The organism is Streptomyces nogalater (genome assembly GCF_039532885.1).
Lineage (GTDB): Bacteria > Actinomycetota > Actinomycetes > Streptomycetales > Streptomycetaceae > Streptomyces > Streptomyces nogalater.
Window position 1 is genome coordinate 60203 of record NZ_BAAASM010000019.1, and the last position, 22066, is coordinate 82268.

The following is a 22066-nucleotide window of genomic DNA, read 5'->3' on the forward strand; positions in this document are numbered from 1 at the left end:
ACGCTGGCCGTATGGTCAATCTGACGCGTATCTACACCAGGACCGGCGACCAGGGCACCACCAGCCTCGGCGATATGAGCCGGGTGCCCAAGACGGACCTCAGGATCGCCGCCTACGCGGACGCCAACGAGGCCAACGCGGTGATCGGCACCGCCATCGCGCTGGGCGGGCTGGCGGAGGAGATCGTCACGGTCCTCACCCGCGTCCAGAACGACCTGTTCGACGTGGGCGCGGACCTGTCGACACCGGTCGTGGAGAACCCGGAGTTCCCGCCGCTGCGGGTGGAGCAGTTCTACATCGACCGGCTGGAGGCGGACTGCGACCGGTTCAACGAGCGGCTGGAGAAGCTGCGCTCCTTCATCCTGCCGGGCGGCACCCCGGGCGCGGCCCTGCTGCACCAGGCCTGCACGGTCGTCCGCCGGGCCGAGCGCTCCACCTGGGCGGCCCTTGAGGCGCACGGCGAGACGATGAACCCGCTCACCGCGACCTACCTCAACCGCCTCTCCGACCTGCTGTTCATCCTGGCCCGCAGCGCCAACCAGGAGACCGGGGACGTGCTGTGGGTGCCGGGCGGGGAGCGCTAGCCGCCCTCGGCCGCGGCGGACCGGGAACGCCGGCGCCCTCCGGCCGGTTGCGGACCGGGAGCACCGGCGTCGTCCGGCCGGTTGCGGACCGGGAGCGTCAGCGCCGCCCGGCCGGTTCCCGGTCGTCGGCGCGCGCCGGTTCCCGCTTGGGGAACAGCGTGTAACACCCCGCGACGAACACGTTGATGCCGATCAGCCACAGCATGCGCTCCTGCCACATCCGCAGCGAACCGGTGTCGCCGCCGTCGCCGACGTACCAGACCGCCCCCTGGAGCAGGGCGAGGGCCACGACCGCGGCCAGGATCCAGCGGCCCGCGACCCTCCACTCGTGGACGGCGCGGGCGGTGCCGTACTTGGGCGGCTTCACCGGGGGCGGGCCGCCGGCGAAGCGGTGGGCCACCCGGGCGTCCACCCACTTGATGGTGGAGTGGCCGAGGCCGACGGTGAAGCCGATGTAGACCGCGGCGAGCCCGTGCCGCCAGTCCGGTTCGGCGCCGTTTTCGAGGTCGATCGCCGTGGCGGCGAAGAGCACGACCTCCAGCAGCGGCTCGCACAGCAGCAGCGCCAGTCCGGTGCGCGGCATGCGCAGCGCGTACCGGAAGACCAGTCCGGCCGCCAGCAGCACCCAGAACGCCACCTCGCAGGCGATGACCAGGCCGATGATCACGGCTTACTCCCCTCGTTCGCCCTTCCAGGGTCCCGGCCGGGCCGGCCGGTTTCGTCGTCGGCGCTGAGGAGAGTGCCGTAAGCGAAAGTCGCACTCCCGCACCCTTCCCGGGGAGCAGGCGGGGCGGACGGCGGCCGTGTTGGATGGGGGTATGGCCCGTACGCTCCCCCGCCCGCACCGAGACGACTGGTGGATCGCCGTGGCCGGGCTGCTCGGCGGGGTGCTGCTGTGGGCGCTCGGCATCCACCCCCGGGATCCCTCGGACGACCTGGTGCTGTGGCACGCGCCCTGGGCGGCCCTGGTCCCGCTGGCGCTGACCGCCGCCTGCGAACCGCTGCGCCGCGTCCACCCGCGCCTCGGCCTGCTGATCGGCACCCTCATGCTGGTGCTGGACACCGTGACCCTCGGCAGCGTGGCCACGATCGTGCTGTACACCGACCTGATGTACGCGGCCGTCCTGTACGGCACCCCGGCCTCGGCCCGCCGCATCCCGTGGATCACCGGCATGCTGACGGTCCTCGGCGGAGTGGTGCCGGTGGCGCTCTGGCGCGACCCGCAGGGCCTGCTGATCGGGCTGGGCGTCGGGGTGGTGGCGCTGGCCCCCGCCGCGACCGGCGCCGTGGTGCGCGGTCACCGGGAGGCCGCCGAGGCCGCCCGGCTGCGGGCCGAACAGACCGCGCTGCTGGCCGAGATGGACCGGGCCCAGGCGGTTGCCGCGGAACGGGCGCGGGTGGCGCGGGAGTTGCACGACATGGTCGCCAACCACCTGTCGGCCATCGCCATCCACTCCACGGCGGCCCTCTCCCTGGACGACACCAAGACCTCCCGGGACGCGCTGGCCGTCATCCGGGAGAACAGCGTGGCGGGGCTGGCCGAGATGCGCCGGCTCATCGGCATCCTGCGGGACCGCTCCGGGGACCGGGAGCCCGCCGCCTCGCCCACCCTGGCGGGCCTGGGCGCGCTGGTCGGCACCGCCCGGGCCAACGGCCTGGACGTCACGCTCGACGCCGGGCACGGCGAGGTGCCGGCGCCGGTGGAGCTGGCCGCCTACCGGATCGTGCAGGAGTCGTTGACCAACGCCCTGAAGCACGCGGCCGAGGGGAGCGTGCACGTGGTGCTGCGGCAGCGGGACGGTCTGCTGGACATCCGGGTGACCAGTCCGTACCGGCCGGGCGACGGCCCCCGCGCGCCGGGTTCCGGTGCCGGACTGACCGGAATGCGGGAGCGGGCGGCGCTGCTCGGCGGCACGTTCGAGGCCGGGCCCCGAGACGGACTGTGGACCGTACGGGCCGCGCTTCCGCTCACCGAAGGAGATTCCGCATGATCCGTGTCCTGGTCGCCGAGGACCAGTCCGCCGTCCGCGCCGGGCTGGCGCTGATCCTGGGCAGCGCGCCCGACATCGAGGTGGCCGGGGAGGCGGCGGACGGGGAGCGGGCGGTGGAGCTGGCCCGCGAGCTGCGGCCGGACGTGGTGCTGATGGATGTGCAGATGCCGGTGCTGGACGGGGTGTCCGCGACCCGGCGGATCGTGGCCGAGCAGCTCGCCGACGTCCTGGTGCTGACCACGTTCGACCTGGACGAGTACGTGTTCGGGGCGCTGCGGGCCGGGGCGGCGGGTTTCCTGCTGAAGCACGCGGAGGCGCGGGAACTGCTGGAGGCGGTGCGGACCGTGGCGCGCGGGGAGGGGGTGGTGGCGCCGGCCGTGACCCGGCGGCTGATCGCCGAGTTCGCCGCGGGCGGGGGCGCGGAGCGGGGTGCGGCGGCCGACCCGGCGGTGTTGGAGAGCCTGACCCGGCGGGAGCGGGAGGTGCTCGGCTGTGTCGGCGAGGGGCTGTCGAACGCGGAGATCGCCGGCCGCCTGGACATGGCCGAGGGCACGGTGAAGACGCACGTCAGCCGGTTGCTGGCGAAGCTGGGGCTGCGCAGCCGGGTGCAAGCGGCGGTGCTGGCCAGAGAGTTGGGGCTGTAGCGGGACGCCCGCCGCGATGACCCCCAGAATGGTCCAGACCTATTGACCTGTGGTCCAGACCTTTCTACCCTCGCAGCACCGTGGGGCATGAAGGCTCAGTCATGCCCCTGACACCTCTACGACGAGGGAGGCGCAGCATGCGCTTCAGACACAGAGCCGCGGCAGGGATCGCGTCCCTGTTGCTCCCCCTGGCCGGCGCGGTCGGGCTCGCCAGCCCCGCCCAGGCCGCGGGCAACGCGACCGCCACCTTCACCAAGACCAGCGACTGGGGTTCCGGCTTCGGCGGCCAGTGGACCGTCAAGAACACCGGGACCAGCAGCATCAGCTCCTGGACCATCGAGTGGGACTTCCCCTCGGGCACCAAGGTCACCTCGGCCTGGGACGCCACGGTCACCAACTCCGGTGACCACTGGACCGCCAAGAACGTCGGCTGGAACGGCACCATCGCCCCCGGCGCCTCCGTCTCCTTCGGCTTCAACGGCTCGGGCCCCGGCTCCCCGTCCAACTGCAAGCTGAACGGCGACAGCTGCGACGGCTCGACCCAGCCGGGCGACGCCGCCCCGTCCGCCCCCGGCACCCCGACCGCCTCCTCCGTCACCGACACCTCGGTGAAGCTCTCCTGGAGCGCGGCCACCGACGACAAGGGCATCAAGAACTACGACGTGCTGCGCGACGGCAAGAAGGTCGCCACCGTCGCCACCACCTCGTACACGGACACCGGCCTGACCGCCGGCACCGACTACTCCTACAGCGTGCAGGCCCGCGACACCGCCGACCAGACCGGCCCGGTCAGCGGCGCGGTCAAGGTCCACACCACCGGCGGCGGCAACACCGAGCCGCCCACCGGTGACAAGGTGAAGATGGGCTACTTCACCGAGTGGGGCATCTACGGCCGCAACTACAACGTCAAGAACGTGGTGACGTCCGGCTCCGCGGCCAAGATCACGCACATCAACTACGCCTTCGGCAACGTCACCGGCGGCAAGTGCGCGATCGGCGACTCCTACGCCGACTACGACAAGGCGTTCACCGCCGAGAACTCGGTCAGCGGCGTCGCCGACACCTGGGACCAGCCGCTGCGCGGCAACTTCAACCAGCTGCGCCAGCTGAAGGCCAAGTACCCGCACATCAAGGTGCTGTGGTCGTTCGGCGGCTGGACCTGGTCCGGCGGCTTCGCGGACGCGGCCAAGAACCCGGCGGCCTTCGCGCAGTCCTGCTACGACCTGGTCGAGGACCCGCGCTGGGCCGATGTCTTCGACGGCATCGACATCGACTGGGAGTACCCGAACGCCTGCGGTCTGACCTGTGACACCAGCGGGCCCGCGGCCTACAAGAACCTGATGGCCGCGCTGCGCGCCAAGTTCGGCCCGAACTACCTGGTCACCGCCGCGACCACCGCCGACGGCACGACCGGCGGCAAGATCGACGCCGCGGACTACGCGGGCGCCGCCCAGTACCTCGACTGGTACAACGTGATGACGTACGACTTCTTCGGTGCCTGGGACGCCAAGGGCCCGACCGCCCCGCACTCCCCGCTCACCTCGTACGACGGCATCCCGAAGGCGGGCTACACCACCGCCGACGCGATCGCCAAGTTCAAGGCGATCGGCGTGCCCGCCAAGAAGCTGCTCGTCGGCATCGGCTTCTACGGCCGCGGCTGGACCGGCGTCACCCAGGCCGCCCCGGGCGGCACGGCCACCGGCCCGGCGGCCGGCACCTACGAGCCGGGCATCGAGGACTACAAGGTCCTCAAGACCTCCTGCCCGGCCACCGGCACCGTCGCGGGCACCGCGTACGCCCACTGCGGCAGCAACTGGTGGTCCTACGACACCCCCGCCACCATCAAGACCAAGATGGCCTGGGCCAACAGCCAGGGCCTCGGCGGCGCGTTCTTCTGGGACTTCACCGGTGACACCGCAGGCGGCGAACTGGTGAGCGCCATCAGCGACAACCTGTAAGAAGCACCCTCAAGCGACCTTGAGCCTCCCTGGGACTCCGTCCGGGGGAGGCTCAACGCGGTTACGCCACATTCACCCGCTGTCCGGGGGGTGCTGCCTCCAGCCACGCGAGGAACCCGGTCAGCGCGTCTTCGCTCATGGCGAGTTCGAGGCGCGTGCCCCGATGCGTACAGGCCAGTACCACCGCGTCGGACAGCAGGGCCAGCTCCTCCTCGCCCTCGGGCAGCCGGCGCCCGGCCACCTCGATCTGTGCCCGCTCCAGGACGCGGCGGGGGCGTACGGCGTAGGAGAAGACCCGGTACCACTCGATGCGGTCGCCGTTGTAGCGGGCGACGCCGTAGGACCAGCCCTTGCCGCCCGTGTCCGGTTTCTCCGGGACGTCCCAGCGCAGCGAGCAGTCGAAGGTCCCGCCGGAACGCTGGATGAGCCGGCGCCGCAGCCCGAACAGGAACAGCCCCACCACCACGAGCGCGACCACGATTCCGCACACAGTCAGAGCGAGGACCATCGACACCGACCTCCTCGTCTCCTAGTTGGTGGAACTGCTTCTGCACTTGAGTAATGAAACGGAAAAAACACCCACATCTGCCTCAGCCGCGACCGGCACCGGATTGCTCCGGGCCGGCCGCGGCTGAGTGACGTCAACGTACCGCGCGGCTGGTTCAGCGCGCCGCCGCAGCACGCAGTCGGACGTCCGCGCGGCGCTCGGCGGCGGCGTCGCCCTCCGCCTTCGCCCGCTCCAGCTCCCGTTCCGTGCGCTGGACGTCGATCTCGTCCGACAGCTCGGCGATCTCGGCCAGCAAGGACAGCTTGTTGTCCGCGAACGAGATGAAACCGCCGTGCACCGCGGCGACGACCGTTCCACCTTCACTCGTACGGATGGTCACCGGGCCCGACTCCAGCACACCGAGCAGCGGCTGGTGACCGGGCATGACGCCGATGTCGCCGGACGTGGTGCGCGCGACGACCAGGGTGGCCTCGCCGGACCAGACCTGGCGGTCGGCGGCGACCAGCTCGACGTGCAGCTCAGCAGCCAAGAGTGGCTCCTCGGGTCACCACCCGGCAGGGGCGCCGGGTGTTGGGGTCAATTCTAGTGGGCGTGGGTGAGGGGGCGGGACGCGCCCGCCCCCTCGGTCGAGCACAGGGCTCAGGAGACGCCCAGCTCCTTGGCGTTCTTCTTGAGGTCGTCGAGACCACCGCACATGAAGAAGGCCTGCTCGGGGAAGTGGTCGTACTCGCCGTCGCAGATCGCGTTGAACGCGGCGATCGACTCGTCCAGCGGCACGTCCGAGCCGTCCACGCCGGTGAACTGCTTGGCGACGTGGGTGTTCTGGGACAGGAAGCGCTCCACCCGGCGGGCCCGGTGGACGACCAGCTTGTCCTCCTCGCCCAGCTCGTCGATACCGAGGATCGCGATGATGTCCTGGAGGTCCTTGTACTTCTGCAGGATCGTCTTCACGCGCATCGCCGCGTTGTAGTGGTCCTGCGAGATGTAGCGCGGGTCCAGGATCCGGGACGTGGAGTCCAGCGGGTCCACGGCCGGGTAGATGCCCTTCTCCGAGATCGGACGGGAGAGAACCGTCGTCGCGTCGAGGTGGGCGAAGGTGGTGGCCGGGGCCGGGTCGGTCAGGTCGTCGGCGGGGACGTAGATCGCCTGCATCGAGGTGATCGAGTGACCGCGGGTCGAGGTGATGCGCTCCTGGAGGAGACCCATCTCGTCGGCCAGGTTCGGCTGGTAACCCACCGCGGACGGCATGCGGCCGAGCAGCGTGGAGACCTCGGAACCGGCCTGCGTGAAGCGGAAGATGTTGTCGATGAAGAACAGCACGTCCTGCTTCTGGACGTCACGGAAGTACTCGGCCATGGTGAGGCCGGCCAGCGCGACGCGCAGACGGGTGCCCGGGGGCTCGTCCATCTGGCCGAAGACCAGCGCGGTCTTGTCGATGACGCCCGAGTCGGACATCTCCTCGATCAGGTCGTTGCCCTCACGGGTGCGCTCGCCGACACCGGCGAACACGGAGACACCGTCGTGGTTGTTGGCGACACGGTAGATCATCTCCTGGATGAGCACCGTCTTGCCGACGCCGGCGCCGCCGAACAGACCGATCTTGCCGCCCTTGACGTACGGCGTGAGCAGGTCGATGACCTTGACGCCCGTCTCGAACATCTCGGTCTTCGACTCGAGCTCGTCGAAGTTCGGGGCCTTGCGGTGGATGGACCAGCGCTCGCCCTCGTACTGCTCGTCGACGTTCAGCACCTCACCGAGGGTGTTGAACACCTTGCCCTTGGTGAAGTCGCCCACCGGGACGGTGATGCCGTCGCCCGTGTCGACGACCGGGGCCTGGCGGACCAGACCGTCGGTCGGCTGCATGGAGATGGTGCGGACCAGGCCGTCACCCAGGTGCTGGGCGACCTCCAGGGTCAGGGTCTTCTTCTGACCCTCGTTCGCCGGGTCGGCGACCTCGACGTGGAGGGCGTTGTAGATGTCCGGCATCGCGTCGACGGGGAACTCCACGTCGACGACCGGGCCGATGACCCGGGCGACGCGGCCCGTAGCCGTCGCGGTCTCAACAGTGGTGGTCATTTATCGGTCACTCCCCGCGGTCGCGTCGGCCAGGGCGCTCGCGCCACCGACGATCTCGCTGATTTCCTGGGTGATTTCGGCCTGGCGGGCCGCGTTGGCAAGACGGGAGAGCGTATTGATCAGCTCGCCCGCGTTGTCGGTGGCCGACTTCATCGCGCGCCGCGTGGCGGCGTGCTTCGAAGCGGCCGACTGGAGCAGCGCGTTGTACACGCGGCTCTCCACATAGCGCGGCAGCAGGGCGTCGAGGACGTCCTCCGCCGAGGGCTCGAAGTCGTACAGCGGGAGGATCTCGCCCTGGGGGGCGGCCTCCTCGGCGACCTCGTCGAGGCGCAGCGGCAGCAGCCGGGCGTCGAGCGCCGTCTGCGTCATCATCGAGACGAACTCGGTGAAGACGATGTGGAGCTCGTCCACACCACCCTCGGCCGTGTCCTTCTGGATGGCCTCGATCAGCGGCGCCGCCACCTTCTTGGCGTCCGCGTACGTCGGCTCGTCGGTGAAGCCGCTCCACGACTCCGCGATCTTGCGCTCACGGAAGTTGTAGTGCGCGACTCCGCGCCGGCCGACGATGTACGTGTCGACCTGCCTGCCCTCGCGCTCCAGGCGCTCGGTCAGCTGCTCCGCGGCCTTGATGGCGTTGGAGTTGAAGGCGCCGGCCAGACCGCGGTCGCTCGTGAGGAGCAGGACCGCGGCACGGGTCGGATTCTCCGCCTCCGTGGTGAGCGGGTGCTTGGTGTTCGAACCCGTGCCCACCGCCGTGACCGCGCGCGTCAGCTCGGTCGCGTACGGCGTGGAGGCCGCCACCTTGCGCTGCGCCTTGACGACGCGCGAGGCGGCGATCATCTCCATCGCCTTGGTGATCTTCTTGGTCGCGCTGACGGATCGGATGCGACGCTTGTAGACCCGGAGCTGGGCTCCCATGAGTCAGGTCCCTTCCTTACGTCACTTGGAAGCAGCGGCAGGAGTGTCCTCGCCGAGCAGCTTGCCGTCCGAGGTCTCGAACTGCTTCTTGAAGGCCGCGATCGCGTCGGCGACGGCCGTGAGCGTGTCGTCGGACATCTTGCCGCCCTCGCGGATGGAGGTCATGAGGCCCTGCTCCTTGCGGTGCAGGTACTCCAGCAGCTCCTTCTCGAAGCGGCGGATGTCGGCGACCGGAACGTCGTCCATCTTGCCGGTGGTGCCGGCCCACACGGAGACGACCTGGTCCTCGGTGGACATCGGCTGGTACTGGTCCTGCTTCAGCAGCTCGACCATGCGCTGACCGCGCTCCAGCTGGGCCTTGGAGGCGGCGTCCAGGTCGGAACCGAAGGCGGCGAACGCCTCCAGCTCACGGAACTGGGCGAGGTCGACGCGGAGGCGGCCGGAGACCTGCTTCATCGCCTTGTGCTGGGCGGAACCACCGACTCGGGAGACGGAGATACCGACGTTCAGCGCGGGGCGCTGACCGGCGTTGAAGAGGTCCGACTCCAGGAAGCACTGGCCGTCGGTGATGGAGATGACGTTGGTCGGGATGAACGCCGAGACGTCGTTGGCCTTGGTCTCGACGATCGGCAGACCGGTCATCGAACCCGCACCCATGTCGTCGGAGAGCTTGGCGCAGCGCTCCAGCAGCCGGGAGTGCAGGTAGAAGACGTCACCCGGGTAGGCCTCACGGCCCGGCGGGCGGCGCAGCAGCAGCGACACGGCGCGGTAGGCGTCGGCCTGCTTCGACAGGTCGTCGAAGATGATCAGGACGTGCTTGCCCTGGTACATCCAGTGCTGACCGATGGCCGAACCGGTGTACGGCGCCAGGTACTTGAAGCCGGCCGGGTCGGACGCCGGGGCGGCGACGATGGTCGTGTACTCCAGGGCGCCGTTCTCCTCCAGCGCGCGGCGCACGCCGGCGATGGTGGAGCCCTTCTGGCCGATGGCGACGTAGATGCAGCGGACCTGCTTCTTGGGGTCGCCCGAGCGCCAGTTGTCGCGCTGGTTGATGATCGTGTCGACGGCCAGGGCGGTCTTGCCGGTCTGGCGGTCGCCGATGATCAGCTGACGCTGACCACGGCCGATCGGGGTCATCGCGTCGACGGCCTTGTAGCCGGTCTCCATCGGCTCGTGCACCGACTTGCGCTGCATGACCGTGGGGGCCTGCAGCTCAAGGGCGCGGCGGCCGTCGGTCTCGATCTCGCCGAGGCCGTCGATCGGGTTGCCGAGCGGGTCGACGACACGGCCGAGGTAGCCCTCGCCGACCGCGACGGAGAGGACCTCACCGGTACGGGTGACCGGCTGACCCTCCTCGATGCCGCTGAACTCACCGAGGACGATGGCGCCGATCTCGCGCTCTTCCAGGTTCAGCGCGAGGCCGAGGGTGCCGTCCTCGAACTTCAGCAGTTCGTTGGCCATGGCCGAGGGAAGGCCCTCGACCTTCGCGATGCCGTCGCCGGCAAGGGTGACCGTACCGACCTCCTCGCGCGAGGCCGCGTCCGGCTTGTACGACTGGACGAAGTTCTCCAGCGCGTCCCGGATCTCCTCCGGCCGGATCGTGAGCTCCGCCATCTGGGTTCCCTGCTCTCCTTGTTGGGCCCGAAGTTTCACTTTGGGGGTCTGGGGGCGACCCCCAGGAATCCTCTGCACGGCCCAACCAGGGCCGTAAGTACGTACTGCGTCTCTCGTGCTGTGCCGAAAGACCGATCTATCGAGTTGCTGCTAGCTCGCCATGCGGCGGGCGGCCTCGTCGAGCCGGTCCGCGAGGGAGCCGTTGATGACCTCGTCACCGACCTGCACCCGGATGCCGCCGATGACCTCGGGGTCGACGTCCAGGTTGAGATGCATCCGACGACCGTAGAGCTTGGTCAGAGCGGCGCCGAGGCGCTGCTTCTGCCCGTCGCTCAGCGGCACCGCCGAGGTGACGACGGCGACCACGCGGTTCCGGCGCTCCGCGGCCAGCTTGGACAGGGACTCCAGTCCCGCCTCCAGGCTACGTCCACGCGGCGCGGTGACAAGGCGCGTCACCAGTCGCTCGGTGGCCGGCTTGGCCCGCCCGCCCAGCAGCCGGTGCAGCAGCTCGGACTTGGCCGAGGCGCCGGCGGCGCGGTCGGTGAGCGCGGCGCGCAGCTCGGTGCTGGAGGAGACGATCCGGCCGAACCGGAAGAGCTCGTCCTCGACGTCGTCGAGCGTGCCCGTCTTCTCCGCGGCCGTGAGGTCGGCGATGTTCGCCAGCTCCTCCAGCGCGTCCACCAGGTCGCGCGACTGCGACCAACGGGACCGGGCCAGCCCGGACAGCAGGTCGGCGGTCGGACCGCTGACCTGGCCGCCGATCAGTCGCTGGACCAGCTGGGCCTTCGCCTCTCCGGGCTGCGCCGGGTCGGTGAGGACCCGGCGCAGGCCGGCCTCGCGGTCGAGCAGCGCGGTGACGGCCGCCAGCTCGTCGGAGAGCTGCGCGGCGTCCACGGACGTGGAGTCCGTCAGCGCGTCCAGACGCTCCCGTGCGGCTGCCAGTGCCTCGCGGCTCGCTCCGTTCATCGCGTGGCCTCGGCCTTCTCCTCAAGCTCATCGAGGAAGCGGTCGATCACACGGCTCTGACGGGCGTGGTCCTCAAGGGACTCGCCGACGAGCTTGCCGGCCAGTTCGGTGGCGAGCCGGCCGACGTCCTGGCGCAGCGCGGACGCGGCGGCCTTGCGGTCGGCCTCGATCTGGGCGTGACCGGCGGCGACGATCTCCTCGCGCTGCCGCTGACCCTCGGCCCGCATCTCGGCGATGAGCGCGGCACCCTGCTCCTGCGCCTCCTGGCGCAGGCGCGCGGCCTCGTGCCGGGCCTCGGCGAGCTGGGCCTTGTACTGCTCAAGGACGCTCTGGGCCTCGGTCTGCGCGGCCTCGGCCTTTTCGATACCGCCCTCGATGGCTTCCCGGCGCTCTTCCAGAACCTTGTTGATGTTCGGGAGGAGCTTCTTGGCGAGGAAGGCGAAGACGATGACGAAGGCGATCAGGCCGATGACGAGCTCTGGGATCGGCGGGATGAGGGGGTTCTCGGCCTCCTCAGCCGCCAGCTGAACCAGGGGGCTCATATCAGTGCCTTTCGTCTATTGGTGCGCGGCGGTCGGGTCAGGAGGCCGGGTAGACGAACGGCATGACCAGACCGATCAGGGCGAGCGCCTCACAGAAGGCGAAGCCCAGGATCTGGTTGGCGCGGATCAGACCGGCCGCCTCGGGCTGGCGGGCGAGGGCCTGGGTGCCGTTACCGAAGATGATGCCGACGCCGACGCCCGGGCCGATGGCGGCGAGACCGTAACCGATGGAGCCGAGGTTGCCCTGGATCTTGACTTCGGCGAGGGTCTGGAGAGCGGACATGCCGGTTCTTCCTTCTCTTTCAATGACCGGTGGGGGTTGGCCACCGGGTGTCTGGGGGTGGGTGGTCGGGTGGCTCAGTGGTGCTCGGCGAGCGCGCCCTGGATGAAGCTGCAGGTCAGCAGTACGAAGACATACGCCTGGACAGCCTGGATGAAGAGCTCGAAGGCGGTCATCACGATGACCATCACGAACGAGACGGCGGAGTAGGCGATGCCGATGCCGTTCAGCATGTACCAGCTGGCGATCGTGAAGAGCAGCAGCAGCGTGTGACCGGCGAACATGTTCGCGAAGAGTCGCACGGCGTGGGTGAAGGGCCGCACGAGGAGGTTCGAGAACAGCTCGATCGTCATCGACAGCGGGAGCACCGCGCCGAGGGACTTGTCGTAGCCGGTGAAGTTCTTGAAGGCGCCCACGAAGCCGTGCCGCTTGAAGGTCAGACCGACCCAGAGGATGTAGACGATGGCGGCCAGGATGGCGGGGTACGAGATGATCGAGGTCACCGGGAACTGGGCGACCGGGATGACCGACCAGAGGTTCATCATCCAGACGAAGAAGAACAGCGAGACGACCAGCGGGACGTACTTCTCGCCTTCCTTCTTGCCGATGGTCTCGTAGACGACACCGCGGCGGATGAAGTCGTAACCCGACTCGGCGATCAGCTGGAGCTTGCCCGGGACAACCTTCGGCTTGGCGAAGGCGGCCCAGAAGAAGCCCACGATGATGATGGAACCGAGGAGCGCCAGCAGCATCGTCTTGTTGAAGTACAAGTTGCTGTCCGCGTCGCCCCAGAGCGGCTTGAACAGGAACGAGTGCAGGCCCGGAGCCGGGAAGCCGCACCCGTCGAACAGGTGGCAGCTCGTGTCGAAAGCGAGCGTCTGCGTCGGGTCAGCACTCACCGCGGGCTCCTTCATCGTGGCGCATAGGTACGGCAACCTCGTTGTGTCGGCGCGGCGCACGGCCGCGGGTCGGCACGGGACTGGTGTTACGGATGTGGGGGCGGCTGTGGGGCATCTCGCCTCGCGTTCGAGCAGGCGTCAGCTCAGATGCCCGCGCCCGCGATGCCGCAGTTGGCACCGGACGATAGCAGCATCTCTCGTGCGCCTTTATCCCGGCCCTACCTCTCACGACGAATGCCCTGTCTTCTCGGGCTTGCCGCCCTTCGACGAGGCATCGGGATCGACGTAGAGGATCTTGGCCTTCATGTGGGCACGCGTCTGCGCGGCGATCCACGCGAGGGTGGCGACCACGAGCGTGATGGCGAAGGCACGCGGGTTGAACAGCGTCGTGTTCTTGAACAAGGCGACGAAGATGACCAGCAGCAGCAGCTGGGCCGCGTAGAGCATCAGGCCCATCATCTGGAACAGCTGGGGAAAGGATTTGGCGGTGCGCTGGAGCACGTAGAGGCCGAGCCCCATGAAGGCGATCACCACCAGCGTCCCCACGACGGCCCCGATCGCCCCCTTGCCGCCGGCGACCACGGCGCTGACGACGGCGGCGATCACACCGACGGCAGCCGTGGGCACTGCGGCCTGGGCCAGGATCCGGGCGTCATTGGACGGCATGGCGGCAACTCCGCTTTCACAGGGGGCAGGGTGTCGTCATGGACGAGCGTAGTCCCGGACCGAGTGATCGAGATCTCACACCTACGGACCGTCGCACTCAGGCCTCACGGTCCTATCCGGGTTCTCGTGAACCGTATCACAAACTATTTGATGAGGTCTTTACCTGTTGGGTGTGCCAGCTGTCACACATGAGGGTGAACCCGCCCGTCTGCGCAAAAACGCCGCCCACTTGTCTGGTATTAGGGCGCTTTGCTCCCCCACGAGTTGGCAATGCTCTAGTCAGATTCTTACCTTGGCCGTATCAGCGGCGCTCGGTCAGACGCGAACGGGCGCCGATCGCGGTCGCTCCGTTGACGCCCGACACCCCGGCCGCGACCGGGGAGCGCTCCTCGCTCTCCGTGACCTCCGGGGCGGCCGCCGGGTCCACGACGGCCCCGGGAACCGGGCGGCGCCTGCGATAGCGCGGCGGGACGAACCGCTGGGCCCACAGGGGCACGCGCGGGGTGAAGCGCGGGAGCAGCAGCAGGACCAGGCCGACCGCGCTGAGGAAGACCACGCCCAGCACGATCCACATCGACGCCGAGTTGACGGAGTACGCCAGCGCCCCGAAGCCGATCAGCGCCGACCAGAAGTACATGATCCACACGGCCCGGCTGTGCGAGTGGCCGATCTCCAGCAGGCGGTGGTGCAGATGGCCGCGGTCGGCGGCGAACGGGGACTGACCGCGCCAGGTGCGCCGGACGATGGCGAGCACCAGGTCCGCCGCCGGTACGGCGATGATGGTCAGCGGGAGCAGCAGCGGGATGTAGACCGGCACCGTCTGGTGCACCGCCGCCTTCTCCGAACCGGTGAACAGCGCGAGGGCGTCCGGGTCCACCTGGCCGGTGATCGAGATCGCGCCCGCCGACAGCACCAGGCCGATCAGCATCGAGCCCGAGTCGCCCATGAAGATCCGCGCCGGGTGCATGTTGTGCGGCAGGAAGCCCAGGCACATGCCCATCAGGATGGCCGCGAACAGCGTGCCGGGGGCGGCGGCCTCGATGCCGTAGGAGTACCAGATCCGGTAGGCGTACAGGAAGAACGAGCCCGCCGCGATGCACACCATGCCGGCCGCGAGGCCGTCCAGGCCGTCCACGAAGTTCACCGCGTTGATCGTGATGACCACCAGGGCCACCGTCAGCAGCGTGCCCTGCCACTGGGTCAGCGCGACGTTGCCGACGCCCGGGATGGGCAGCCACAGGATCGTCAGACCCTGCATGACCATCACGCCGGCGGCGATCATCTGGCCGCCCAGCTTGATCAGCGCGTCGATCTCGAACTTGTCGTCCAGGACGCCGATCAGCCAGATCAGCGCGGCCCCGGAGAGCAGCGCCCGCGGCTCGTTGGACTTGGCGAAGACCTCGTTGAGGTTCGTCAGGTGGTCCGCGACCAGCAGCCCCGCGCACAGTCCGAAGAACATCGCGATACCGCCGAGGCGCGGAGTGGGTTCCCGGTGCACGTCCCGGGCCCGGATCTCCGGCATCGCCCCGGCCACGATCGCGAACTTCCGTACCGGCCCCGTCAGCAGATACGTCACCGCGGCCGTGATGCAGAGCGTCAGCAGGTATTCACGCACGGGCTTCCCCACAGGTCTCGCTGGCCATCACAGCCTCACACCCTAGCGACGGATGCATATGGATGAGGACGGCCGGGTAGCGACGAGGGTTGCACACCGTGCCGTACGCCACGGCCCGGACCCGTCCACACCGGGAGGTACGGGACCGCGTCTACCCCCGTTCAGCCGGGATACGGCGGGAAACGACCGGTGAGCGCGCGCACCTCCTCCCGCGCCCGGGCAGGCTCGGTCCGCCCGCGCAGCACGGCCGAAAGCAGCGCCGCGATCCGCACCATCTCCGGCTCCCCCATGCCCTGGGTGGTCACCGCCGCCGTACCCAGGCGCAGGCCGCGGCCGTCGCCGTGCGGCAGCACACAGCAGTCCAGCACCAGCCCGGCCGCGAGCAGCCGGCCGCGCGCGGTGCGGCCGTCCACGCCCAGCGGGGCCGGGTCGGCGGTGATCAGGTGGGTGTCCGTGCCGCCGGTGGTGACGGCCAGCCCTTCCGCGGCCAGGTGACCGGCCAGCACCCGCGCGTTGGCGACCACCCGATGGGCGTACCCGCCGAACGCCGGTGTCGCCGCCTCGCCGAACGCGACCGCCTTCGCGGCGATGGTGTGCATCTGGGCGCCGCCCTGGGTGAACGGGAACACGGCCCGGTCGACGCGCCGGGCCAGCTCGGCCCCGCACAGGATCATCCCGCCGCGCGGGCCGCGCAGCACCTTGTGGGTGGTCGCGCAGACGATGTCCGCGTACGGCACCGGGTTCGGCGCCGCTCCCCCGGCGACCAGCCCGATGGGATGGCCGGCGTCCACGATGAGATAGGCCCCGACCTCGTCGGCGACCTCCCGGAAGAAGGCGTAGTCCGGGTGGCGGGGGTAGGCGATGGAGCCGCACACGACGGCCTTGGGCCGGTGGTTGCGCGCCAGGTGGCGCACCTGGTCGTGGTCGATCAGGCCGGTCTCGGCGTCGACGCCGTAGCCGACGAAGTCGAACCAGCGGCCGGAGAAGTTGGCCGGCGAGCCGTGGGTGAGGTGGCCGCCGTAGGGCAGGCCGAGGGCGAGGACGGTGTCGCCGGGGCGCAGCAGGGCCGCGTAGGCGGCCAGGACGGCCGAGGAGCCGGAGTGCGGCTGGACGTTGGCGTGCTCGGCGCCGAACAGCTCCTTGGCGCGGTCGATGGCGGCGCGTTCGGCGACGTCGACGATCTCGCAGCCGCCGTGGTGGCGGGCGCCGGGGTAGCCCTCGGCGTACTTGTTGGCGAACGCGGAGCCGAGGGCGGCGAGGACGGCCGGGGAACAGAAGTTCTCGGCGGCGGTCAGCTGGAGGGTGGTCGACTGCCGCGCCAGCTCGCCGAGCAGGAGTTCGGCCATCGCCGGGTCCTGCCGGCGCAGGACATCGGTCTCGTGAGCGGTGGTGACCGACATGGCGGACTCCGGACGGTCGGCGGTGACGTACGTCCAATGTAGGCCGGGGGCAGACGGGGTGCGCGGTGGGTGCGCACCGCCGCGGGCGGTCGTGCCGCCGGCGGCACGGGTGGTCATGCGGGCCCGCGGCGCCGGGCGCCGTCCCGGCGGACGCCGCCAGTGCCCGGGTCCGGACGCCGGCGGTGCCTACGTGCGTGCCGGGACCCCGGTGAGCGCCGTCACCACCGGGTCCAGGGCGTCCCGTATCTCGTCGCCGATGGAGCGGAAGAACGTCAGCGGCGCGCCGTACGGGTCGTACACCTCGTCCGCCTCGGCGGTCGGGGCGAGCAGCCAGCCGCGCAGCGCCGCCGCGGCCCGCACCAGCGCCCGGGCCCGCATGACCACGCCGTCCTCCAGCGGCGGCAGGGTGGCCGGATCTATCGCCCGGACCAGACGGGTGAACTCCTTCAGGGTGAAGGTGCGCAGGCCCGCCGAATGGCCCATGGAGATGACCTGGGCGCGGTGGTCACGCGTGGCGGTCAGCACCAGATCGGCCCTGATCACATGCTCGTCCAGCAGTTCCCGGCCGACGAAGCCGGAGGCGTCCGCGCCGAACTCGGCCAGCACGGTCTCCGCGTGGGACTCCATGGGTGCGCCCTCGTGGCCCCAGGTGCCCGCGCTCTCCACGATCAGCCCGCCGCCGAGCACGCCGAGCCGCTCCGCGACGAAATGCCGGGTCAGCCGCTCGGTGATGGGCGAGCGGCACACATTGCCGGTGCTGACGTGGAGGATGCGGAAGGTGTCGCGGGGAAACCCGAACGTCGTCGTCTCCTCCGCGCTCCAGCTCCCGCCGCCTATGCCGCGCCCCGTCCCAGGGGCCGTCAATTCGCCACCTCAAGGTCGGGTACGACCTTGCGCAGCTCCTCCGCGGAGAGCGCGCCCTCGCGCAGCAGCACCGGCACCCGGCGGGTGACGTCCACGATGGACGACGGCACGCTGGCGGGGGTGGGGCCGCCGTCGAGGTAGACGGAGACGGAGTCGCCGAGCATGTCCTGGGCTGCGTCGCAGTCCTCCGGCGCCGGGTGGCCGCTGAGGTTCGCCGAGGAGACGGCCATCGGCCCGACCTCGGTGAGCAGTTCGATGGCGACCGGGTGCAGCGGCATGCGCACGGCGACCGTGCCCCGGGTGTCGCCGAGGTCCCACTGCAGGGACGGCTGGTGCTTGGCGACGAGCGTCAGCGCGCCTGGCCAGAACGCGTCGACCAGTTCCCAGGCCAGCTCGGAGAAGTCCGTGACCAGGCCGTGCAGGGTGTTCGGGGAGCCGATGAGGACGGGGGTGGGCATGCCGCGGCCCCGGCCCTTGGCGTCGAGCAGGTCGGCGACCGCCTGCGAGGAGAACGCGTCGGCGCCGATGCCGTACACCGTGTCGGTCGGCAGCACCACCAGCTCGCCGCGGCGGACGGCGGACGCGGCCTCGCGCAGACCCGTCACGCGGTCGGTCGCGTCGTTGGTGTCGTATCGCCGTGCCATGGCTAGCGGGCCTCCTCGTACACGTACTGCGGGATGGAAGTCGTCTCAGGGGTCACGGCAGCGCCTTGCGGGCGGTGGCGAAGCGCGGCCGGTTGTTGAGGTCGGGGTGGTCGGCCGCGTCGGCCCAGCCCCGCTCCTCGGTGAAGATCCACGGCACCTGGCCGCCCTGGGTGTCGGCGTGCTCGATCACGACGACCCCGCCGGGGCGCAGCAGGCGGTGCGCGGTGCGTTCGATGCCCCGGATGAGGTCGAGTCCGTCCTCACCGGAGAACAACGCCAGCTCCGGGTCGTAATCGCGGGCCTCCGGGGCGACGTACTCCCATTCGGTGAGCGGGATGTACGGCGGGTTGGAGATGACCAGGTCCACCTGGCCGTCGAGGTCCGGGAAGGCGGTCAGCGCGTCGCCCTGGCGCAGGTCGACGCGGGAGCCGGCCATGTTCTTCCGGGTCCACACCAGGGCGTCCTCGGACAGCTCCACGGCGTGCACGCGCGAGCGCGGCACCTCCTGGGCGAGGGCGAGCGCGATGGCGCCGGAGCCGGTGCACAGGTCGACGATGCACGGCTCCACGACATCCATGGCGCGTACGGCGTCTATGGCCCAGCCGACGACGGACTCGGTCTCCGGCCGGGGCACGAACACCCCCGGCCCGACCTGGAGCTCCAGGTAGCGGAAGTAGGCCCGCCCGGTGATGTGCTGCAGCGGCTCGCGCTGCTCGCGCCGGGCGATGACCTCCCAGTACCGGGCGTCGAAGTCGGCGTCCTTCACGGAGTGCAGTTGACCGCGCTTCACCCCGTGCACGAAGGCGGCCAGCTCCTCCGCGTCGTTGCGCGGCGAGGGCACACCGGCGTCGGCCAGCCGCTGGGTGGCCTGGGCCACCTCGGCGAGCAGCAGGTTCACGCGTCTCCTCCGTGTCGTACTCGTGCGTACGGGTGTTACGCGGCGGCGAGCTTCGCCGCCGAGTCGGCGTCGACGCAGGCCTGGATGACCGCGTCCAGGTCACCGTCGAGGACCTGGTCCAGGTTGTACGCCTTGAAGCCGACGCGGTGGTCCGAGATGCGGTTCTCCGGGAAGTTGTAGGTGCGGATCTTCTCGGAGCGGTCGACGGTGCGGACCTGGCTGCGGCGGGCGTCGGCGGCCTCCCGCTCCGCCTCCTCCTGCGCCATGGCGAGCAGCCGGGAGCGCAGGATGCGCAGCGCCTGCTCCTTGTTCTGCAGCTGGCTCTTCTCGTTCTGGCAGGAGGCGACGACCCCGGTCGGGATGTGCGTGATGCGCACGGCGGAGTCGGTGGTGTTCACGGACTGGCCGCCGGGGCCGGAGGACCGGTAGACGTCGATGCGGAGGTCGTTGGGGTTGATCTCCACGTCCACCTCCTCGGCCTCCGGGGTGACGAGCACACCGGCCGCGGAGGTGTGGATACGGCCCTGGGACTCGGTCGCCGGGACGCGCTGCACGCGGTGCACGCCGCCCTCGTACTTCAGCCGGGCCCACACGCCCTGGCCGGGCTCGATCTGGCCCCGGGCCTTCACCGCGACCTGGACGTCCTTGTAGCCGCCCAGCTCGGACTCGGTGGCGTCGATGATCTCGGTCTTCCAGCCGACGCGCTCGGCGTAGCGCAGGTACATCCGCAGCAGGTCGCCGGCGAAGAGCGCCGACTCGTCGCCGCCCGCTCCCGCCTTGATCTCCAGGATGACGTCCTTGTCGTCGCTCGGGTCGCGCGGGACGAGCAGCAGCCGCAGCTTCTCGGTCAGCTCCTCGCGCTGCTTCTCCAGGTCCTTGACCTCGGCGGCGAAGTCGGGGTCGTCGGCGGACAGCTCGCGGGCGGTGTCGATGTCGTCGCCGGTCTGCTTCCAGGAGCGGTACGTGGCGACGATCGGGGTCAGCTCGGCGTAGCGCTTGTTCAGCTTGCGCGCGTTCGCCTGGTCGGCGTGGACCGACGGGTCGGCGAGCTTCTTCTCCAGATCGGCGTGCTCGGCGACGAGTTCCTCGACGGCCTCGAACATCTTGGGCTCCTGTACTGCGGTGAGGGGAAGGGCGACGACCAAAAACGCCGGTCCCGGGCACACCCGCCGGTGAGCGGGGTGTGGCCGTGGACCGGCGAAATGGGGCTCGCTACTTCTTGGAGCCGGCGGCCTTGCCGAAGCGGGCCTCGAAGCGGGCCACACGGCCACCGGTGTCGAGGATCTTCTGCTTGCCCGTGTAGAACGGGTGGCACTCGGAGCAGACCTCGGCCCGGATGGTGCCGGACTCGATGGTGCTGCGGGTGGTGAACGACGCGCCGCAGGTGCAGCTGACCTGCGTCTCGACGTACGCGGGGTGGATGTCGCGCTTCAAGGTGTCTCCTAGGTTTCGGGAGGGCGCCGGGTCGCTGCCGCGGGATGCGGTGGCGTGAACCGGAGCCGACGTACCAGTCTGCCAGGACTGGTGCCATCCACCCAAACCGGGGGTGCGGTTGTTCTATTCCTGCGGGGTCGCGCCGTTCCGCCGCGCGCTTACGGGGCGCTGACGACGTCCTTGGCCTCGCCCGTCGCCGTGCCCTCCGTGGCCGCCTTCGGGATCTCCTGGTCGTTTCTCAGGGCGTCCCAGACCAGCTGGGCCTTGGCGGTGTCCAGCAGGACGCGGTTGGGGTTGGCCGGGTCGTACTGGACCGGCATCGTGACCATCTTCATCTGGGAGGAGCCGATGCCCTTCAGGCCCCCCGCGAAGTCGATCAGGGAGTTGACCGAGCCGAGCTCGGAGTCGGTCGTGACGGCCTTGGTGGCGGTGTCGGCGAGGTCGTAGAGCTTCTTGGGGTTGGTGAAGACGCCGACGTGCTTGACCTGGTCGATGAGGGCCTTGATGAACGCCTGCTGGAGCTGGATGCGGCCCAGGTCGGAGCCGTCGCCCACGCCGTGCCGGGTGCGGACCAGGCCGAGGGCCTGCTCGCCGTCGAGGGTGTGCGGGCCGGCCTTGAGGTCGAGGTGGCTCTGCGGGTCGTGGATGTCCTTGGTGGTGGTGATCCGCACCCCGCCGAGGTCGTCGATGAGCTGCTGGAAGCCCTGGAAGTCGACCTCCAGGTAGTGGTCCATGCGGATGCCGGTGATCGACTCGACGGTCTTGACCGCGCAGGCCGCGCCGCCGGTGGAGTACGACTCGTTGAACATCACGCCGGTGGCGGCCGGGTGGGCGGTGCCCTTGGTGTCGGTGCACTCGGGACGGTCGACCAGGGTGTCCCGGGGGATCGAGACCACGCTGGCCCGCTTGTGGCCCTCGTACACATGGACGATCATCGCCGTGTCGGAGCGGGCGCTGCCGTCGTCCGTGCCGCCGCCGAGCTTCTTGTTCGTGCCGGCGCGCGTGTCCGAGCCGAGGACCAGGATGTTCTCGGAGCCGTTGTCGATCTTCTCGGGCCGGTCGGTGCCGAGGGCCTGGTTCAGGTCGACGCTGTGCAGGTTGCCGTTGAGCTTGAAGTAGACGAACCCGGCGCCCGCGCCGCCCAGCACCACCACGCCAGCCGCCGTCCACGCCGTCGCGCGCAGGGCCTTGCGGCCCGTGCTCGGGGCCTTGCGGCGCCGCCCCTTGCCCCGGCGGCGGGGTCCGGACGTGCCCGGCTCGGTTATGGCGGGCGTGCTCTCGGCGGCCACATCGCTCCTAGGTCTCGGCGGTCGGGTACCCCCTGCGGTCAGGGTCGGGCGCGGTCGTCACCGCTCCATCGTCGCTCCGCCTGGTCAGACGGAGAAACTCGGGACAGGGTTGCACAACACACAGTGCCCGTCGGGTACGGAAAAGGTCACGGTATGTAGTCGGACGCGTGAGGGGGACGGCGTTCACCTGCGGATACGGGGCCACCGGTGGGGCGCAGCATGACCGGCCGCCGCCGGAGGACGTGTGGCAAAGATCTCGCCGCCGACCGGGCGGGG

Annotated in this window: 23 protein-coding genes; 4 read left to right on the forward strand and 19 right to left on the reverse strand. The window is 70.1% G+C overall.

The window, feature by feature from the left end; all coding sequences use genetic code 11:
• Positions 1-11: 11 nt before the first annotated feature.
• A complete protein-coding gene (locus tag ABD350_RS15245; protein ID WP_344348605.1) occupies positions 12-584 on the forward strand; it encodes a cob(I)yrinic acid a,c-diamide adenosyltransferase in 573 nt (190 codons plus the stop codon).
• A 97-nt stretch (positions 585-681) separates the two neighbouring features.
• On the opposite strand, the gene ABD350_RS15250 is transcribed toward ABD350_RS15245, so the two are convergent.
• On the reverse strand, positions 682-1251 hold the full coding sequence (locus tag ABD350_RS15250; RefSeq protein WP_344348606.1) for a hypothetical protein: 570 nt from the start codon (positions 1249-1251) through the stop codon (positions 682-684).
• A gap of 151 nt (positions 1252-1402) precedes the next feature.
• On the opposite strand from ABD350_RS15250, the gene ABD350_RS15255 reads away from it, so the two are divergent.
• The 3 genes from ABD350_RS15255 (at position 1403) to ABD350_RS15265 (ending at position 5177) form a co-directional block, all read left to right on the forward strand.
• Complete coding sequence (locus ABD350_RS15255) at positions 1403-2575, forward strand: sensor histidine kinase (protein ID WP_344348607.1); 1173 nt, start codon at positions 1403-1405, stop codon at positions 2573-2575.
• Entirely contained in the window at positions 2572-3219 is a 648-nt protein-coding gene (locus ABD350_RS15260) for a response regulator (protein ID WP_344348609.1), read from the forward strand. Before ABD350_RS15255 ends, ABD350_RS15260 begins: the two co-directional genes overlap by 4 nt.
• A gap of 137 nt (positions 3220-3356) precedes the next feature.
• Positions 3357-5177 (forward strand): glycosyl hydrolase family 18 protein, encoded by a 1821-nt coding sequence (locus tag ABD350_RS15265; RefSeq protein ID WP_344348610.1) that lies wholly within the window; start codon positions 3357-3359, stop codon positions 5175-5177.
• 61 nt (positions 5178-5238) lie between these two features.
• On the opposite strand, the gene ABD350_RS15270 is transcribed toward ABD350_RS15265, so the two are convergent.
• From ABD350_RS15270 to ABD350_RS15355, 18 genes are all read right to left on the reverse strand, one after another.
• On the reverse strand, positions 5239-5685 hold the full coding sequence (locus tag ABD350_RS15270) for a DUF2550 domain-containing protein (protein WP_189998786.1): 447 nt from the start codon (positions 5683-5685) through the stop codon (positions 5239-5241).
• Positions 5686-5839: 154 nt separating this feature from the next.
• Positions 5840-6214, reverse strand: coding sequence for a F0F1 ATP synthase subunit epsilon (locus ABD350_RS15275; protein WP_023546729.1), 375 nt, complete (start codon positions 6212-6214; stop codon positions 5840-5842).
• Between the two features lie 110 nt (positions 6215-6324).
• Positions 6325-7761 carry a F0F1 ATP synthase subunit beta gene (gene atpD / locus ABD350_RS15280; RefSeq protein ID WP_344348612.1) on the reverse strand — a complete coding sequence of 479 codons (1437 nt, stop codon included), beginning with the start codon at positions 7759-7761 and terminating at the stop codon, positions 6325-6327.
• Positions 7762-8679 carry a F0F1 ATP synthase subunit gamma gene (locus ABD350_RS15285; RefSeq protein WP_344348613.1) on the reverse strand — a complete coding sequence of 306 codons (918 nt, stop codon included), beginning with the start codon at positions 8677-8679 and terminating at the stop codon, positions 7762-7764.
• A 21-nt stretch (positions 8680-8700) separates the two neighbouring features.
• The gene (gene atpA / locus ABD350_RS15290) at positions 8701-10293 is read right to left on the reverse strand and encodes a F0F1 ATP synthase subunit alpha (RefSeq protein WP_030790043.1); all 1593 of its coding nucleotides are present in this window, start codon (positions 10291-10293) and stop codon (positions 8701-8703) included.
• A gap of 150 nt (positions 10294-10443) precedes the next feature.
• Positions 10444-11259 (reverse strand): F0F1 ATP synthase subunit delta, encoded by an 816-nt coding sequence (locus tag ABD350_RS15295; protein WP_344348614.1) that lies wholly within the window; start codon positions 11257-11259, stop codon positions 10444-10446.
• Positions 11256-11801: a F0F1 ATP synthase subunit B gene (locus tag ABD350_RS15300; protein WP_189998797.1), complete on the reverse strand. Its 546-nt coding sequence runs from the start codon at positions 11799-11801 to the stop codon at positions 11256-11258. Before ABD350_RS15300 ends, ABD350_RS15295 begins: the two co-directional genes overlap by 4 nt.
• Positions 11802-11838: 37 nt before the next feature.
• Positions 11839-12084, reverse strand: a complete 246-nt coding sequence (locus tag ABD350_RS15305; RefSeq protein WP_055720591.1) for an ATP synthase subunit c family protein — start codon at positions 12082-12084, stop codon at positions 11839-11841.
• 74 nt (positions 12085-12158) lie between these two features.
• A complete protein-coding gene (gene atpB, locus ABD350_RS15310) occupies positions 12159-12995 on the reverse strand; it encodes a F0F1 ATP synthase subunit A (RefSeq protein WP_344348615.1) in 837 nt (278 codons plus the stop codon).
• Between the two features lie 210 nt (positions 12996-13205).
• The gene (locus ABD350_RS15315; protein WP_344348616.1) at positions 13206-13646 is read right to left on the reverse strand and encodes a Cg1360 family ATP-synthase-associated protein; all 441 of its coding nucleotides are present in this window, start codon (positions 13644-13646) and stop codon (positions 13206-13208) included.
• A gap of 301 nt (positions 13647-13947) precedes the next feature.
• Complete coding sequence (locus ABD350_RS15320) at positions 13948-15261, reverse strand: MraY family glycosyltransferase (RefSeq protein WP_344348618.1); 1314 nt, start codon at positions 15259-15261, stop codon at positions 13948-13950.
• 161 nt (positions 15262-15422) lie between these two features.
• Positions 15423-16661 (reverse strand): serine hydroxymethyltransferase, encoded by a 1239-nt coding sequence (locus tag ABD350_RS15325; protein ID WP_344348620.1) that lies wholly within the window; start codon positions 16659-16661, stop codon positions 15423-15425.
• Positions 16662-16847: 186 nt separating this feature from the next.
• Positions 16848-17525, reverse strand: a complete 678-nt coding sequence (locus ABD350_RS15330; protein ID WP_344348621.1) for an arsenate reductase/protein-tyrosine-phosphatase family protein — start codon at positions 17523-17525, stop codon at positions 16848-16850.
• On the reverse strand, positions 17522-18169 hold the full coding sequence (locus tag ABD350_RS15335) for an L-threonylcarbamoyladenylate synthase (protein WP_344348622.1): 648 nt from the start codon (positions 18167-18169) through the stop codon (positions 17522-17524). Before ABD350_RS15335 ends, ABD350_RS15330 begins: the two co-directional genes overlap by 4 nt.
• Positions 18170-18221: 52 nt before the next feature.
• A complete protein-coding gene (gene prmC / locus ABD350_RS15340; protein ID WP_344348623.1) occupies positions 18222-19067 on the reverse strand; it encodes a peptide chain release factor N(5)-glutamine methyltransferase in 846 nt (281 codons plus the stop codon).
• A 35-nt stretch (positions 19068-19102) separates the two neighbouring features.
• Positions 19103-20170: a peptide chain release factor 1 gene (gene prfA, locus ABD350_RS15345; protein WP_344348624.1), complete on the reverse strand. Its 1068-nt coding sequence runs from the start codon at positions 20168-20170 to the stop codon at positions 19103-19105.
• A gap of 109 nt (positions 20171-20279) precedes the next feature.
• The gene (rpmE, locus tag ABD350_RS15350; RefSeq protein ID WP_030740744.1) at positions 20280-20501 is read right to left on the reverse strand and encodes a 50S ribosomal protein L31; all 222 of its coding nucleotides are present in this window, start codon (positions 20499-20501) and stop codon (positions 20280-20282) included.
• A gap of 158 nt (positions 20502-20659) precedes the next feature.
• A complete protein-coding gene (locus ABD350_RS15355; protein ID WP_344348625.1) occupies positions 20660-21790 on the reverse strand; it encodes an LCP family protein in 1131 nt (376 codons plus the stop codon).
• Positions 21791-22066: the final 276 nt, after the last annotated feature.

Coding starts and splice junctions, on each gene's coding strand:
- ABD350_RS15315 (WP_344348616.1), bottom strand. CDS start 13,646: ATGCCGTCCAATGACGCCCGGATCCTGGCCCAGGCCGCAGTGCCCACG.
- ABD350_RS15245 (WP_344348605.1), top strand. CDS start 12: ATGGTCAATCTGACGCGTATCTACACCAGGACCGGCGACCAGGGCACC.
- ABD350_RS15255 (WP_344348607.1), top strand. CDS start 1,403: ATGGCCCGTACGCTCCCCCGCCCGCACCGAGACGACTGGTGGATCGCC.
- ABD350_RS15335 (WP_344348622.1), bottom strand. CDS start 18,169: ATGGCACGGCGATACGACACCAACGACGCGACCGACCGCGTGACGGGT.
- prfA (WP_344348624.1), bottom strand. CDS start 20,170: ATGTTCGAGGCCGTCGAGGAACTCGTCGCCGAGCACGCCGATCTGGAG.
- ABD350_RS15305 (WP_055720591.1), bottom strand. CDS start 12,084: ATGTCCGCTCTCCAGACCCTCGCCGAAGTCAAGATCCAGGGCAACCTC.
- ABD350_RS15295 (WP_344348614.1), bottom strand. CDS start 11,259: ATGAACGGAGCGAGCCGCGAGGCACTGGCAGCCGCACGGGAGCGTCTG.
- atpA (WP_030790043.1), bottom strand. CDS start 10,293: ATGGCGGAGCTCACGATCCGGCCGGAGGAGATCCGGGACGCGCTGGAG.
- ABD350_RS15260 (WP_344348609.1), top strand. CDS start 2,572: ATGATCCGTGTCCTGGTCGCCGAGGACCAGTCCGCCGTCCGCGCCGGG.
- ABD350_RS15300 (WP_189998797.1), bottom strand. CDS start 11,801: ATGAGCCCCCTGGTTCAGCTGGCGGCTGAGGAGGCCGAGAACCCCCTC.
- atpB (WP_344348615.1), bottom strand. CDS start 12,995: ATGAAGGAGCCCGCGGTGAGTGCTGACCCGACGCAGACGCTCGCTTTC.
- ABD350_RS15325 (WP_344348620.1), bottom strand. CDS start 16,661: ATGTCGGTCACCACCGCTCACGAGACCGATGTCCTGCGCCGGCAGGAC.
- ABD350_RS15270 (WP_189998786.1), bottom strand. CDS start 5,685: ATGGTCCTCGCTCTGACTGTGTGCGGAATCGTGGTCGCGCTCGTGGTG.
- atpD (WP_344348612.1), bottom strand. CDS start 7,761: ATGACCACCACTGTTGAGACCGCGACGGCTACGGGCCGCGTCGCCCGG.
- ABD350_RS15265 (WP_344348610.1), top strand. CDS start 3,357: ATGCGCTTCAGACACAGAGCCGCGGCAGGGATCGCGTCCCTGTTGCTC.
- ABD350_RS15285 (WP_344348613.1), bottom strand. CDS start 8,679: ATGGGAGCCCAGCTCCGGGTCTACAAGCGTCGCATCCGATCCGTCAGC.